Annotated in this window: 10 protein-coding genes; 8 read left to right on the top strand and 2 right to left on the bottom strand. The window is 52.9% G+C overall.

The annotated features are described in order from the left end of the window. Positions 1-70: 70 nt before the first annotated feature. Positions 71-1,033: a HAMP domain-containing sensor histidine kinase gene (locus PHQ97_10480; protein ID MDD4393159.1), complete on the bottom strand. Its 963-nt coding sequence runs from the start codon at positions 1,031-1,033 to the stop codon at positions 71-73. Between the two features lie 383 nt (positions 1,034-1,416). On the opposite strand from PHQ97_10480, the gene PHQ97_10475 reads away from it, so the two are divergent. After that, positions 1,417-3,315, top strand: a complete 1,899-nt coding sequence (locus PHQ97_10475) for a hypothetical protein (GenBank protein MDD4393158.1) — start codon at positions 1,417-1,419, stop codon at positions 3,313-3,315. 255 nt (positions 3,316-3,570) lie between these two features. Then, positions 3,571-4,386 carry a lysophospholipid acyltransferase family protein gene (locus tag PHQ97_10470; GenBank protein MDD4393157.1) on the top strand — a complete coding sequence of 272 codons (816 nt, stop codon included), beginning with the start codon at positions 3,571-3,573 and terminating at the stop codon, positions 4,384-4,386. A gap of 32 nt (positions 4,387-4,418) precedes the next feature. Here the strand turns inward: PHQ97_10470 and PHQ97_10465 are convergent, their stop codons facing one another. Beyond that, complete coding sequence (locus PHQ97_10465) at positions 4,419-4,880, bottom strand: NUDIX hydrolase (GenBank protein MDD4393156.1); 462 nt, start codon at positions 4,878-4,880, stop codon at positions 4,419-4,421. A 519-nt stretch (positions 4,881-5,399) separates the two neighbouring features. On the opposite strand from PHQ97_10465, the gene PHQ97_10460 reads away from it, so the two are divergent. The 6 genes from PHQ97_10460 (at position 5,400) to PHQ97_10435 (ending at position 14,504) form a co-directional block, all read left to right on the top strand. After that, entirely contained in the window at positions 5,400-6,881 is a 1,482-nt protein-coding gene (locus PHQ97_10460; protein ID MDD4393155.1) for an FAD-dependent oxidoreductase, read from the top strand. Between the two features lie 298 nt (positions 6,882-7,179). Beyond that, positions 7,180-8,103 (top strand): decarboxylating 6-phosphogluconate dehydrogenase, encoded by a 924-nt coding sequence (gnd, locus tag PHQ97_10455; protein MDD4393154.1) that lies wholly within the window; start codon positions 7,180-7,182, stop codon positions 8,101-8,103. 188 nt (positions 8,104-8,291) lie between these two features. Further along, positions 8,292-9,869 (top strand): glucose-6-phosphate dehydrogenase, encoded by a 1,578-nt coding sequence (gene zwf, locus PHQ97_10450; GenBank protein ID MDD4393153.1) that lies wholly within the window; start codon positions 8,292-8,294, stop codon positions 9,867-9,869. Between the two features lie 3 nt (positions 9,870-9,872). Beyond that, positions 9,873-10,577 carry a TVP38/TMEM64 family protein gene (locus PHQ97_10445; GenBank protein ID MDD4393152.1) on the top strand — a complete coding sequence of 235 codons (705 nt, stop codon included), beginning with the start codon at positions 9,873-9,875 and terminating at the stop codon, positions 10,575-10,577. Positions 10,578-10,814: 237 nt separating this feature from the next. Next, positions 10,815-11,576: a 6-phosphogluconolactonase gene (gene pgl / locus PHQ97_10440; protein ID MDD4393151.1), complete on the top strand. Its 762-nt coding sequence runs from the start codon at positions 10,815-10,817 to the stop codon at positions 11,574-11,576. 99 nt (positions 11,577-11,675) lie between these two features. Then, positions 11,676-14,504, top strand: a complete 2,829-nt coding sequence (locus PHQ97_10435; protein ID MDD4393150.1) for a bifunctional transaldolase/phosoglucose isomerase — start codon at positions 11,676-11,678, stop codon at positions 14,502-14,504. The last annotated feature ends 43 nt before the right edge of the window (positions 14,505-14,547 follow it).

The following is a 14,547-nucleotide window of genomic DNA, read 5'->3' as shown; positions in this document are numbered from 1 at the left end:
TCGTTAGACAATAAAAATCGAGAGTTGCGAGTCATGAGTTGTCAGCTTTTTTCCCGGTGGCATGGGCGCATCATGCGCATTTTTCCGGGGGGGGCAAGATCAGGGTAAATGTGGCCCCCGTTCCGGGTCCCCTGCTTTCAGCGATGATTCTGCCTTTATGAATCCGGGCAATGTGCTGTGCCAGATAAAGCCCCAGCCCGTTTCCTTTCCCCGACATGTCATCCGACTTTCCAACCTGGTAAAATTTTTTGAATATTTTTTTTAATTCCGTTTTTTCAATGCCGATGCCGTTATCGGTAAAGTGAATTGATACGTTTCGCGGATCATGCTCAATGGTAATATCCACCTCGGGGGTGTCTGACGAATTGTATTTGATCGCATTGGTCAGCAGATTCATCAGCAGCATTTCAAACAATGATGAATCGATCGGATACCACAGGGGTTGTGCGGACCGGTTGTGAATACGGATATTACAATTTGGGAAAAGGTGTTGGTTGATCCGAATAAAATGATGGATGGCTTCAATCACATCGGAGCTGACGAGCGCTGCGGTATAACTTTTGCTTTCAATTCGTGCCAGATTCAGAATGTGGTTGATATTGTTTCCCAGCCGGCTGACATCTTTGAGCATATAACCGATAAATTTGAGCTGATCGTCCCGTTTGATATTATGTTTTATAAATGTTTCCAGGTACAGTTTAAGGGATGTGACCGGTGTTTTCAGCTCATGCGTGAAGTTGTTGATAAAAGTTTGCTGGAGCCGATAGAGTTTAAGCGTTTTCTGGTGATATACGAAGATCATAAGGATGCCCATCAGGATGATTCCGACCAGCACCGACATCACCAGAATAACCACCCAGGTATGGGATTCGAAAACATTTTCCGGTTCGAGATTGAAGCGGCTGATAATGGCGTTGAGCCCGGTACGGATTTCCATGTACCAGTAGATATAGAGAAAAAGCGACAGCGACAGCGCAAGGATACAGAAAATAAAAATGAGTACCGGATGAAAATACCACTTTGAACGGGTCATGATATATTGAAAGCTTTCCTTGCTGCTTTTGATCCGGGAAGCTCAAAGACGTATCTTCGTGCCTGGATCGTGAATTTGTAAAAAAAATGTAAAAGCCAAAGCTCTTCTGTTTTTTAATCCGAGGCTATATTAAAATACTCCCGAATATAACATATAAATAATGGCATGGTGTTCATCCGGCAGCGCCGGGGGTAAACGGCAGATCGCTTCAGCCTGTTTTCTGCCACGAGGGGCTGTGCTATTTCCGGCCGTTTCGATATCCCGACATAGTAAAACAGAACAGCCGTATTTGCGAGAGAAAAGTGGTGCCTGCATTGAAATTTTCTTTTGTATTCGGGATTTTTTGACCTGCACAGGCATTGAAAAATTCGAAGAGGGGTTACATGCATACATTTCATATCCCGGTCATGGGGACAGGGTTTTCTGCGGATACGCCGATACGCGTCGCGCATTTCGGCATTTCTTCAGTCATTTCAATTATCGATGATCTGCTTCTGGAAAAAATTCGTCATTATTACTGCCGCAGGAATGATCTGCCATACCGGAGGATATCCTCAGCGGACGATGATGCACGGGCCAGAAGAATTACCGCTTATCTGGATTTGGTCAATGAGATTGTCTCCGGGAATTTTGAACGCCTTCGCAGACAGCCGTTTTTTGAAGATAATGATAAACAGAAATATTTTGAGCTGCTGCCGGAGACATCCCCTTTAAAAAAGGTCTGGCTCCGGTTGCTGAAAATGCACGAAGGGCCGGATCAAAAGGCGCTGGAAAATGAGTTGTCGCAGCGCATGGCGCCGGGCAGTATCGATGTCAATATCATGGTGAAACTGGATCTGCCCGGGACAGATTCGCATGGCAATCCACTCGGAGATGAATTCAGCGATGCCAAATCGGCCCTGAGGGGATATGCCAACAGCGGTCTCAGATCGGGCATCGTTTTTTCAGCAGGAATCAACCAGACCCTGTTTCGGTATATGAGCCGTTTCAAGGATTTTTACAGAGATGCCTCCGGGGGCATCAAGAAAAAAATCATTATAAAAGTCAGCGATTACCGGTCAGCGCTCATTCAGGGACGGTTTTTGGGTAAAATAGGGCTGGAGGTGTCTGAATTTCGAATCGAATCGGGCCTGAACTGCGGTGGCCACGCCTTTCCGGCAAACGGCAATCTGCTTCCGTGCCTGCTTCAGGAATTTAAGGAAAACCGGGATCAGCTGGCAAAGGAATTTCATCCGCTTATTCTCAGATACTACCAGAAGCAGGGATGGGCTTTTCCGGAAGCCGCGTTAAACGATCGGCCGCTGATAACCGTTCAGGGAGGGATAGGAACCAGTGGTGAAAACCTCCGGCTTCTACAGGATTTCGGGATGGACAGAACCGGATGGGCCAGTCCTTTTCTGCTGGTGCCGGAAGCCACCTGCGTGGATGCGGCCACCCGCGAGCAACTGATTCGGTCAGGTCCGCAAGATTTATATCTGAGCAACGCGTCTCCGTTGGGAGTCCCCTTCAATAACCTGCACAACTCCGGTTCGGATCGGTGGAACCGGAAAAAGGCCCGGGAGGGAAGACCCGGATCGGCCTGTCCCAGAGGATTGCTGGCCTTTGATACCGAATTTACCCGAACACCGATTTGTACGGCATCCAGCCGGTATCAGGAAATGAAGCTCAGGCAGATCGATGAAATGCAGCTTTCTGCACAGGAAAAAGAACGATTGCGGCAGGAGGTAGAAGCCAAAGAATGCCTGTGCCAGAACCTTGGCAACGCGGCGCTGATTGAACTGGGCATGGCACGTGAGGAATCCGCGCCTCAGGCCATATGCCCGGGACAGAATATCGCCTGGTTCAACCGGTCGTATTCGCTCAGGCAGATGGTTGACCATATATATGGGCGGGGTCCGAGTCTGGTTTCCCCGGATCGTCCGCACATGTTTGCTCAGGAAATCATCATGAATGTCGATTACCTGGCGAATCTTGTGGACCGGTGCAGCGACAGTCCGAAAGCATACAAATCGCTTCTGGCGTTTAAAAATAATCTTGAATCCGGAATGGATCTGTGTCTTATTATTGCTCACTGTCGGCCATATGAAGCGGAAAACCTTGCATCGATCGGTCCCGTTGTCGAACAGCAGAAAGCGCGGCTGCAGGCAATTTTTGACGAGTTCGAGATACAGCGGCTTCTTCGGGTTCCGGAGCCGCCGGATGCTGAAGCCACTGCGGCTGTAGACAATGACGCTGCGGGGGCGGGTCAATCGGATTGCAAAAAACTGTCGGCGGTAAATTGATCCGGCAAATGGCGCCTGGAATCCGAATGCCCGGATGCAGTTCAGGCCTGATACCTTAGGGCTCACTCAAAAATAACTTCCCATTTTAAGCGCCGATGCATCCTGCCAGGCTGTGTTACGAAAGCTCGGAATATGCTTGATATTCCTGCACTTTCGTGCCTTGCCAGACAGGTGCCTCAACACTTAAAATTACGAACTTATTTCTGAGCGAGCCCTTAGGCCGCGGCAAAAATGTGGAGCTTGAATGACACAGGCATGACTATGGATTCAGAACAGTTTGAGTATATTCTCCGGACAAGGTTTGGGTATCACAGCCGCCCCGGTTCTTATTTTCTGGCCCGCAATGTCCGGGGCTGGGCATCGTTCGTGTTTTATGCCCGTATTCTGAAAATGATTCTGGTCGACAGTTTCATCGCGTTTACCGGCCGATACAATGATAAACTATGGGCGGCTTCATCACGGCATACGTTCAGGATTGTCGAGTCTGCCGGGGGGGAATGCCATGTGTCCGGGCTCAGGGAACTGGCCGGATACAGAGGGCCTGTCGTCTTTATCGCCAATCACATGAGCATGCTGGATACATTTTTTCTGCCCGGTCTTTTGCTTGCGTTCAATAAAGTAACGTTTGTGGTCAAGGACAGCCTGCTTCGCTATCCGGTTTTCGGCTCAATTATGAGGGCGGTGAATCCCATTGCCGTCACCCGGAAAAATCCCAGAGAAGATCTGAAGATCGTTTTGTCCAAAGGACGGGATTATATTTCAAGAGGCTATTCGGTGGCGATTTTCCCACAGGCCACGCGAAGGGCCACTTTTGAGACGGCATCGTTTAATTCACTCGGGGTCAAACTGGCCCGAAAGGCCGGGGTGCCGGTGGTGCCGATTGCGTTAAAGACCGATTTTCAGTCAAACGGAAAGATTTTCAAAGATGTCGGACCGGTCGATCCACTCAAAACGATTCGTTTCAGATTCGGAAAGCCCATGCCGGTAGAGGGCTCCGGGCATGCAACGCATCTGAAGGTTGTGGCGTTTATCAAAGACAATCTGAAGCGCTGGGGAGCTGACGTGCGGTAGGGTGTGCCATCCACGGAACGGATGCTCTCAAATCACTGGCCGAAGTGGCAGCTTTTGTTTAACATGTCAAGCGTTGTTTCAGTGACGTGAAGCTTGCGGAGTTCGGTTTCGGATGTCCATCGCGCTTCCAGTGCATCATCTCCCGGGCGAAGTTCTCCCCTGATATAGTCAGCCGCTATATTAATAATGATATAGTGAAACCGAATCCGGTCCGCTTCGTCCCGTTCAATCAGATCGCAAACAAATACCGGCTCTCCGGCACGAACAGCCAGCCCGGTTTCTTCGAGCACTTCTCTTTCGGCAGCTGCTCTGAGCGTTTCTCCCAGTTCAACCCTCCCGCCGGGAATTGCCCACATATTTTCGGACGGCGGCTTCCGGCGCAGCACCAGCAGCACCTTTCTGTCCTTAAATACCACAGCCCCGACCGCTACCCGGGGATGCGCCGGGTAGGAGGAATCTTCGGATGGCGGACAGCTTTTCTCAGATGTTATCAATGGGCGGTATCCTTCTCGAACATGAATGGTTTTGTTCAGGGCCAGTGCAACTGATTTTTGTCGAGACCCTTATATTCTGCACAACATTTTGACATTATTCAATGAGTTTATTGACACTGCCGGGGAAAAAGTACTGCCTTCAGCCCTCAGCCCGGTCTTTTTTCAATTACCTTGACACCGCCGGCATATTTTTTTACATTGAAAGAAAACTCCATATCTCGTGTGAAACACATCTTACCTTGATTTTTTCCTGAAGCGTTTCAGATTTATTCATACCCTTTATATTTATATCCTTTTTGACGTTATGGTTTTCATGGAGTTCGTGCAGCAAGGCTGAATGCAGATCCCTCCATTATTTCGCATCGAGGAAAGCTGCCTTGAGGATGGGAGAAGAGAAAAGCCGCCTGCTTTTTGCCTCAAACGAAGTGTCCATCCAGCGATAGCGGTCCTCGGCCCGCCCGCAGGGCACTGATTCAATTGTGACGAAAGTAAACGATAAGTGACGCGGGGGAGGTGGATATGGCAGCGTTCGATTTTGATATCGGGATATTGGGCGGGGGTGCCGCCGGTCTGACCATCGCATCCGGATCTGCGCAGCTGGGCGCCAGGACCCTTCTGGTCGAGAGGCAAAGCGTGCTGGGGGGAGACTGCCTCCATTTCGGATGCGTACCCAGCAAAACCCTGATCCGGTCGGCTCAGGTATATCATCTGGTAAAGCATTCCGGGCAATTCGGTCTGCCGGTGGTCGATCCGCCGCCGGTCGATTTTCAGCAGATTGTCAGGAGAATACGGTCTGTAATCGGTGCTATTCAGAAACATGACTCGGAGGAGAGATTCTGTGGTCTCGGGGTTAAGGTGGAATTCGGCCAGGCCGTGTTTACCGATGAGCACACCGTCGAGCTGAACGGGCGAAGGATTACATCAAAACACTGGGTGATTGCTACGGGCGCTTCCCCGTCGGCTCCCCCTGTCGACGGTCTTGATCAGAGCGGATACATCACCAATCGTGACGTTTTTTTCATGGACAGGCTTCCCGGATCGATGATCATCCTTGGCGGAGGGCCCATTGCCATGGAAATGGCGCAGGCCTTTTGCCGCCTGGGATCAAAGGTATCGGTCATTCAGCGGAGCGATCAGATACTGACCCGCGAAGACAGGGATATGGCCGATGATGTAATGAAAGTGCTGCAACAGGAAGGGGTAAGATTCTTCCTGAATACATCCATTTTGGCTGTCCGAGATACCGGGGGACAAAAAGAGGTGGTGTTCCGGCAGAAGGGCCTGGAGGGATCGTTTGTCGTTGCCGCTGACAGCCTGCTGGTGGCCATGGGGCGGGAGGCCAACCTGACCGGGTTGGGGCTGGAGAATATCGGTGTGAAATTTACCCGAAAAGGCCTTTCGCTGGACGATCGGCTCAGGACGCGGCACAATCATATCTATGGGGCGGGAGATGTGACCGGGGCTTTTCAATTTACGCATGCGGCCGGATATGAAGGCGGTATCGTGATCAGCAATTCCGTATTTCATTTTCCCCGGAAAATCGATTATACGTATCTGCCCTGGTGTACCTACACCGATCCTGGCCTTGCCAGTATCGGGATGAATGAAAAAAGAGCAGGTGCGGCCGGCATTAACTATTCGGTCCGGATGGAGGCGTTTTCAGCTAATGACAGAAGCCTGGCGGAAGGAGAGGCCCGGGGCAGAATTAAACTCATTCTGGATGATAAGGGAAAGCCGATCGGGGTACAGATTTTTTCACTTTTTGCCGGGGAGCTGCTCAATGAATGGGTCGCCGTGTTTAACGGCGGGGTCAGGCTTTCAACACTGGCCGCTGCGGTTCATCCGTATCCTACGGTCGGGGAAAGCAGTAAAAAAGTGGCCGGAGCGGTCATGGCGGACAAGCTGTTTTCAGATCCCGTTAAAAAAGGCCTTAAATTTTTTTTCCACCTGAAAGGCAGAGCCTGTGAGCTGCCTGATAAACTTCCAAAGGCCGAAGACTAAAAAAAATAGGCTCGCTGCGCTTGAGGATGTTATAAAATAAAAGCTTCTTGTCTTTTGCCTCAAACGATAGCGCTCCTCAGTCCGCCCGAAGGGCGCTGTTGATAGCCGCAAAGAGTCACAAGGAACGCAAAAAAATAAGCCGCAGATTTACGCGGATGAACGCGGATGAATGCGGATGAATGCGGATGAATGCGGATAAAAAAAGAGCAGCTCAAAAGAAGTTTCGGTTATTCTTCATAAAAGAAAGATCCGCGATGATTCGCGGCAAAAGATTTTAATTAAACATACAGGGAGGTCAATGATGCAGATTGCCATAGCTGGCCTGGGGCGGATGGGGTTGAATATGGCGCGTCGCCTGTTGCGGGGCGGGCATTCGGTGGTGGCGTATAATCGCAGTCCGTGGAAAACGGACCAGCTTGTCAGCGAAGGCGCTATCGGTGCGTATGATATGTCCGAGCTGGTATCCAGACTGTCTTCTCCCCGGATCTTATGGATGATGCTGCCGGCCGGATCGGCCATCGATATGTATATCCATCAGCTGAACGAGTCGTTTTCGGAGGGGGATATCGTAATCGACGGGGCCAATACGTACTATAAGGATGATATCCGCCGGGCGGAGCTTCTTTCCCAAAAAGGCATCCGGTTTGTGGATGCGGGTGTCAGCGGGGGGATATGGGGCCTTGAGAAGGGCTACTGCCTGATGCTCGGGGGCGATCAGCAGTCCTGCCAATTTCTTGAACCTGTTTTTGAAACCCTGGCGCCTGAAAAAGGTTATCTGTACTGCGGGCCTTCCGGTGCCGGGCATTTTGTAAAGATGATCCATAACGGCATTGAATACGGGATGATGCAGGCGTATAGCGAAGGATTCCAGCTCATGGAGGCATCTGAGTACAAGCGGTCTCTGAATTACGCCGATATTGCCGGTTTGTGGAACCGGGGCAGCGTGATTCGTTCCTGGCTTCTGGAGCTTGCGGAAAAAGCATTTGCAGAGGACCCGAGGCTGCTCCGGATCAAAGGCTATGTTGATGATTCCGGAGAAGGCCGCTGGACCGTTCAGTATGCGGTCGAGTCGGGTGTGCCGGCTCCGGTGATTGCCATGTCGCTGTTTAACCGGTTCAGTTCCCGCGAAACCGATTCATTTGCCAATCGGGTTCTTGCCGCTCTGCGAAGGGAATTCGGGGGGCATGTCGCCAGAGCTGCAGGGGGGATAGTTAAGGGTTAAAGGGCTAAGGCAAATGGGGTTGATAGAGACAGCCTGCAGGGGCGCCCCCCCTTGTGTCCGCTCATCGGTACACAGGGCAGAAGAGGCTTTCAGCCCCTTAAAAAAGAGACAGGATGGCGCTTCGATTAAGCGGACAAGATTTAAACGCTTGCCTCAAAAAAGGTTAAACAAAACAGATGGACGCCTCAATGAATCTTGAAAAGGATATGCAGCTTCATACCCGGATCGAGGCGGCAGCCGAAGGCAGCCGCGTGAAACAAGTGGCCCGGGATGGCCGCAACTGTTTTGTCGAGGCGGATCTGGAGCCCTGCACTATCGTTATTCTGGGCGCTTCGGGTGATCTGACTTCGCGCAAAATTGTGCCGGCCCTGTTTCATCTATATGTCAGCGGCGGGCTGCCGCCCCGTGTCTGCATCGTCGGCTTAAGCCGTACCCGAATGACCGACGGGCAGTTCAGAAACAAGATGAAAGAGGCGGTGGTGCATGCCGGGTACATGGAGCCTGCCGGTTGGGACCGTTTTTCATCACGGATGCATTACAGGCCCATCGATTACGACGACAGGGCAACGTTTGAATCGGCAGCGGATTTTTTGAGACAGCTCGACAACCAGAGCCATACGCAGGGCAACCGGCTCTTTTATCTGGCGATACCGCCATCGCTTTATAAATCGGTGGCGCAGATGATCGGCCGGTCGGGGCTGGGAGCGGAACAGCAGGCCGGAAACGGCTGGTCACGGATTGTCGTGGAAAAACCCTTCGGCAGGGATCTGACCACCGCCGTGGATCTGGACCGTTCGCTTCACGACTATTTTCAGGAACATCAGATATTCCGGATCGATCACTACCTGGCAAAGGAGACCGTTCAGAATGTATTGATGTTCCGTTTTGCCAACGCAATCTTCGAGCCGTTGTGGAACCGGCGGTACATCGAATCGGTGAGCATCACCACGGCAGAATCCCTGGGTGTGGAGCATCGGGCCGGCTATTACGAGCAGGCCGGGGTGCTGAGGGACATGTTTCAGAATCATATGATGCAGCTGCTGTCGCTGACCGCGATGGAGCCGCCCCCTCTGTTTCAGGCCGATCATGTTCTGGATGAAAAAGTAAAGGTTTTCAGATCCCTGAGGCCATTTCCGGTTTACGACCTGAACCGGTATATCGTTCTGGGGCAGTATGGCCCCGGAGTGCTGGACGGAAAACCGGTTCCCGGATATCGGCAGGAGCCCGGTGTCAATCCCCGGTCCCTGATCCCTACGTTTGCAATGATGAAGGTATTTATCGACAACTGGCGGTGGCAGGGAATCCCCTTTTACCTGACATCCGGAAAACGGTTGAAGGAAAAGACCACACAGCTGGTGATTCAGTTCAGGGAAGTGCCTCACAGCATGTTCCGGGATATCCTCGGCGAACACATCACCACGAATCGGATCATTCTCGGAATCTATCCGGAAGAGAGAATCTCCCTGACGTTTCAGACCAAGAATCCCGGGACCCGAGTCTGCCTCAGGACGGTCAACATGGATTTTTCCTATCTGCAACAGGGCCAGGGGCCGGTTCTGGAAGCATATGAAAAAGTGCTGGTGGATTGTATCCTGGGAGACCAGATGCTGTTCTGGCGGCAGGATGGCGTGGCGCTTTGCTGGGCCTTTCTGACGCCGATTCTTCAGGAATGCGAAACCTGCGGGGAACGGGCGGAAATGCTTTATGTTTATGAAGCGGGAAGCCGGGGGCCGGATGCGGTCAGACACCTGATGAAAAAGGAGTAGGACGTGGCCGGGACGCCGTTGCCTTCATTCTCCGGGAAAAAAGCTGTTCTCAAGGCCCTGGTTTTTATTCTGTTTATCATCACTGCCATTTCTCTGGTCCGATTGACTTCGGTCACCCGGTACCTGACCCCCGAGGCCCTCGGACAATTTCTGGACAGAGCCGGGTTGTGGGCGCCGGTGGTGTTTATGCTGGTGTACGCTGCCGGCGTGTGCCTGTTTTTGCCCGGAACCCTGCTGACTGGTCTGGGCGCTGCCATTTTCGGTCCGTACCTGGGGTTTGTGTATGTATGGATGGGGGCCATGGCCGGCGCCGGTGGCGCATTCTGGATCGGACGGACCCTGGGCAGGGACTTTGCGGCATCAATGATCGGGGACCGGTTGAAAAAATATGATGACGCCATTGAACGAAACGGCTTTGCCACGGTGCTGTATCTGCGGCTGGTCTATTTTCCGTTTACGCCCATGAATTTCGGGATGGGGCTGACCAGGGTACGCTTCAGGGATTACATGTTCGGCACCGGTCTGGGTATTATGGTGGGAACCTTCGTTTTCACCTTTTTCATCGGTACCCTGAAAGATGTCTGGGTCTCCGGTAACTGGGCGGACCTGCTCTCCTTGAAAGTGTTTTTTTCGCTGGGCCTGTTCGCTTTTTCTTTTTTTATCCCCACAATTATCAAAACGATCAAGGGAGAAGCTGGTGGCCGATAGTCCCCGGAGGTTTAACCCATGCCACGCTTATCGCTTCGTGTCTGCGATACCTGAACCGGTCCCGGAAAATAGCCGTCTGTCCGCAGTGCGGTCAATCCCTGCGGGCCGGAAGACGAAAAGAAGGCTGGATTGAAAGGCTGTATCCGGGGATACCTGTAATACCATTCACGGGCGCTGCCGGCTCTGATAACCGGATGGTGGCAGGAACCCGTATCCCATAGCACAAGAGAGCGCCTTATGTTTTCAAAAGCCTCCATGATCATAGAAAAAAATCCTGACGCCATGGCCTATGCCGCTGCCAGGATATTTATCAATGCTGCCGAAGCCAATATCAAAGACCATGGCCGGTTTAATGTGGCGCTGTCTGGCGGGTCGACCCCCCGCAGGATGCATGTCCTTTTGTCCGAAAAGCCGTTCGGCCCGGCAGTGCAATGGAAGAAGATTCATATCTTCTGGGGCGATGAGCGATGTGTACCTTTGGATGATCCGGCCAGTAACTGCGGAGCGGCCCGAAACGATTTTCTGGACCGGGTTCCGATTCCGGAAGCTAACATTCATCCCATGTCCGCGGATATGGACCCGGCGGCGGCAGCCCTGTTTTATCAGAAAGCGCTTGAGAAACATTTGCCCAGGGATGCCGATGGATTTCCCGTTTTTGATCTGATTTTTCTCGGGATCGGGATCGATGGCCATATTGCCTCGCTGTTTCCGGAAGATGCGGCCCTGGATGAAACCGAGCGGTGGGTGGTTGCCGCCAGGGGTGGCGCGCCGGATGTGATGCGTTTAACGTTGACCTTTCCGGTGTTAAACCGTGCAAAACAGATTGCCTTTATGATCTCCGGAAAAAAGAAGGCAAAACTGGTTCGGACCCTGTTTGAAGAAGAAGGCCTCTTGTTCCCCGCGCAGAGAATTCAGCCCATCCGGGGAAAACTTCTGTGGATTCTGGATGCGGAAGCCGCATCACGGCTTACATCCGTGCTTTCTCATGATGCGTTTTGAGGTCAGAGGTCACAGAGGGCAGCGGACCGAAGAAATAGCGAATCAGATGATGGGCTTGTTACGAAACGATCGATATTGAGAGGGTCCAAGGGGGATATCATGACAAAACTGAATGAACTGGCAGCGTTGGGACAGTCGGTATGGGTGGATTATATCCGCCGGTCCTTTATCACTTCAGGAGAATTGACGTCTCTGATCGATCAGGGGCTTTGCGGGCTGACGTCCAATCCGGCCATTTTTGAAAAAGCCATTGCCGGCAGTGCCGACTATGATGAGGATATCCGGGAACTGGCCCGAACCCCGAAAAAGGCCGAAGAAATTTATGAAATTCTGGCGTTGAAGGATATTAAAATGGCGGCAGACCTTTTCCTGCCGGTATTCGAAAAAACCGGTGGCATGGACGGGTATGTCAGTATCGAGGTCAGCCCGGCGCTGGCCTTTGATACTGTCAAAACAGTTTCGGAAGCCAGGCGGCTGTTTTCAATGCTGCACCGGCCCAATATCATGATCAAGGTGCCGGCAACTGCGGAGGGCATTGCTGCGATCACCCATCTGATCGGATCGGGCGTCAATGTCAATGTGACGCTGCTCTTCAGCGTGAATAATTACAAAGCCGTGGCGGATGCCTACATGAAAGGGCTGGAGATGCTGGCGGCAGAAGGCCCCACGGTATCCGGCGGCCGACGGGTCGATCAGGTGGCGTCGGTGGCCTCATTTTTTGTCAGCCGGGTGGATACGGCCGTGGATATGGAGCTGGAAGCGGTCGGGAATAAGGACCTGCAGGGCAAAATCGCCATTGCCAATGCCAGGGTGGCCTATGCGGAATTCAGGGCGCTTTTCAGCGGTCCGCGGTGGGATCACCTCCGGCAGAAAGGGGCCCGGGTGCAGCGACTGCTGTGGGGAAGTACCGGTACCAAAAATCCGTTGTATCCGGATACGCTTTATGTGGACGAACTGATCGGACCGGATACGGTCAATACCATCGCCCCGGCCACACTCTTTAATTTTCTGGATCATGGCTCCGTATCTGAAACGCTCATCCGGGGGAGGGATGACGCGCGCAGGCAACTGAAACAGCTTGAACAGCTGGGCATCGATCTGGATGCCGTTACCGGCCGGCTTCAGAAAGAAGGGGTTGAGCTGTTTGCCAGACCCTTCAATGCCATGATCGACAGTATCCGGGAAAAACATCGGAGGTTGCGCAAGGGTGAAAAATCATACATGGCATGGCTGGGCAAGGATCAGATCGCGGTGGATCAGGCCCTGTCAGCCATCCGCGACACCTTTCTCGTCAATCGGATCTGGACCCGTGATGCCACGGTGTGGAAAGGAAATCCCGATGCCATCAAAAACCGTCTGGGGTGGCTGAACCGCCCGGCCGTTATGCCATCAGCCATTTCCGGCATTACCCGGTTTGTCCGCGAGGTCCTGGACGATGGTTTTACGCATGTCCTGCTGCTGGGCATGGGGGGCTCCAGCCTTGCGTCCGGGATGTTTCGGGCCATTTTCGGGGTAAAAAAGGGATTTCTGGATCTGGTGGTGCTCGATTCAACCGATCCAGGCGCTGTTCTGGCCAGTGAACACAGAATCGATCCGGATAAAACCCTGTTTATCGTATCGAGCAAATCCGGTGGCACTGTCGAGACCCTCTCCCTTATGAACTATTTTTATACCCGGCTTGCCGAGAGCGTCGGCGAGAAGGCCGCAGGGAAGCAGTTTGTGGCCATCACGGACCCGGGAAGCGGACTGGAAAAATCGGCAGCCGAACTGCATTTTCGAAAGATTTTCCTGAACGATCCCAATATCGGCGGCCGGTACTCGGCGCTGTCTTTGTCCGGCCTGGTGCCGGCAGCGTTGATCGGGATGGATTTGGACCGCCTGCTGGATCGCGCGGCTACCATGGCCGGTAACTGCGAGGGGTGCAACTGTCCGGTCGGCGGAGACAATATGGGCGCATGGATGGGAGCCGTCATGGGGACCCTGGCCGGTTCGGGACGGGATAAACTGACCCTGATCTTCTCGCCGTCCATCATGCCCTTCGGTGACTGGGTGGAGCATCTGATTGCCGAAAGCAGCGGCAAGGAGGGCAAAGGGATTCTGCCGGTCAACCGGGAAGCGGTCGCGCCTGCAGATACCTACAGCCGTGACCGGTGGTTTGTGTATATGCGGATGGACAAGGACGCCGGGTTTGACCCGGAAGTAAAGGAACTGGTCCGCTTCGGACATCCGGTTATTCAGCTGAATCTGAAAGATATCTATGATATCGGTGGGGAAATCTTCCGATGGGAAATGGCGATTGCCGTGGCGGGCAGCCTTTTGGGAATCAATCCGTTTAATCAGCCGAATGCGGAATCGGCCAGGGTGCTGACCCGGCAGATGGTCGACGATTATAAGGCGAAAGGCAAGCTGCCTGAAATTTCACTGACGGTTCAGGAAAACAGCGTTCGGGTGTATGCCGATGTATGGGCGGAGACCCTGTCCGAGGCTGTTGACCGGTTCATGTTCGGGTCAGATGCCGGCAAGGATGATATCGCCGGGCGAAGCTATATCGCCATCCAGGCTTTTTTCACGCCGACACCGGAAATCGATTGGGCCCTGCAGGACTTTCGCACACGGCTTCAGCTCAAATACCGCATGGCCACCACGGTCGGTTACGGGCCCCGGTTTCTGCATACCACCGGCCAGCTGCACAAAGGAGATGGGGGCCACGGCATGTTTATTCAGCTCACATCGGACATGCCCGATGACCTCCCGGTGCCGGATACGCCCGGCAAAACGTACTCTTTGATCAGCTTCGGGATGCTCAAGATGGCCCAGGCGCTTGGTGATCGGCAGGCCCTGCTCGATGCCGGCCGCCGCGTGATCCGGTTTCATCTCGGAAAAGATGTCGTCAACGGGCTGAAGGCTCTTGAGAAAGCCATGGGCTGATAGCGGATGGCCACTGGCCAGTAACTGTTAATCAATAACCGGT

The sequence above is a fragment of the Desulfobacterales bacterium genome (assembly GCA_028704555.1).
In the GTDB taxonomy this organism is placed as follows: domain Bacteria; phylum Desulfobacterota; class Desulfobacteria; order Desulfobacterales; family JAQWFD01; genus JAQWFD01.
The sequence above is the reverse complement of the archived record's forward strand: the minus strand, read 5'-3'. Positions and strand labels throughout refer to the sequence as shown.

Bases quoted from the DNA above. Each gene is read 5' to 3' on its own strand.
- PHQ97_10475 (MDD4393158.1), top strand. From the start codon at position 1,417: ATGCATACATTTCATATCCCGGTCATGGGGACAGGGTTTTCTGCGGAT.
- gnd (MDD4393154.1), top strand. From the start codon at position 7,180: ATGATGCAGATTGCCATAGCTGGCCTGGGGCGGATGGGGTTGAATATG.
- PHQ97_10480 (MDD4393159.1), bottom strand. From the start codon at position 1,033: ATGACCCGTTCAAAGTGGTATTTTCATCCGGTACTCATTTTTATTTTC.
- PHQ97_10435 (MDD4393150.1), top strand. From the start codon at position 11,676: ATGACAAAACTGAATGAACTGGCAGCGTTGGGACAGTCGGTATGGGTG.
- PHQ97_10470 (MDD4393157.1), top strand. From the start codon at position 3,571: ATGACTATGGATTCAGAACAGTTTGAGTATATTCTCCGGACAAGGTTT.
- PHQ97_10460 (MDD4393155.1), top strand. From the start codon at position 5,400: ATGGCAGCGTTCGATTTTGATATCGGGATATTGGGCGGGGGTGCCGCC.
- zwf (MDD4393153.1), top strand. From the start codon at position 8,292: ATGAATCTTGAAAAGGATATGCAGCTTCATACCCGGATCGAGGCGGCA.
- pgl (MDD4393151.1), top strand. From the start codon at position 10,815: ATGTTTTCAAAAGCCTCCATGATCATAGAAAAAAATCCTGACGCCATG.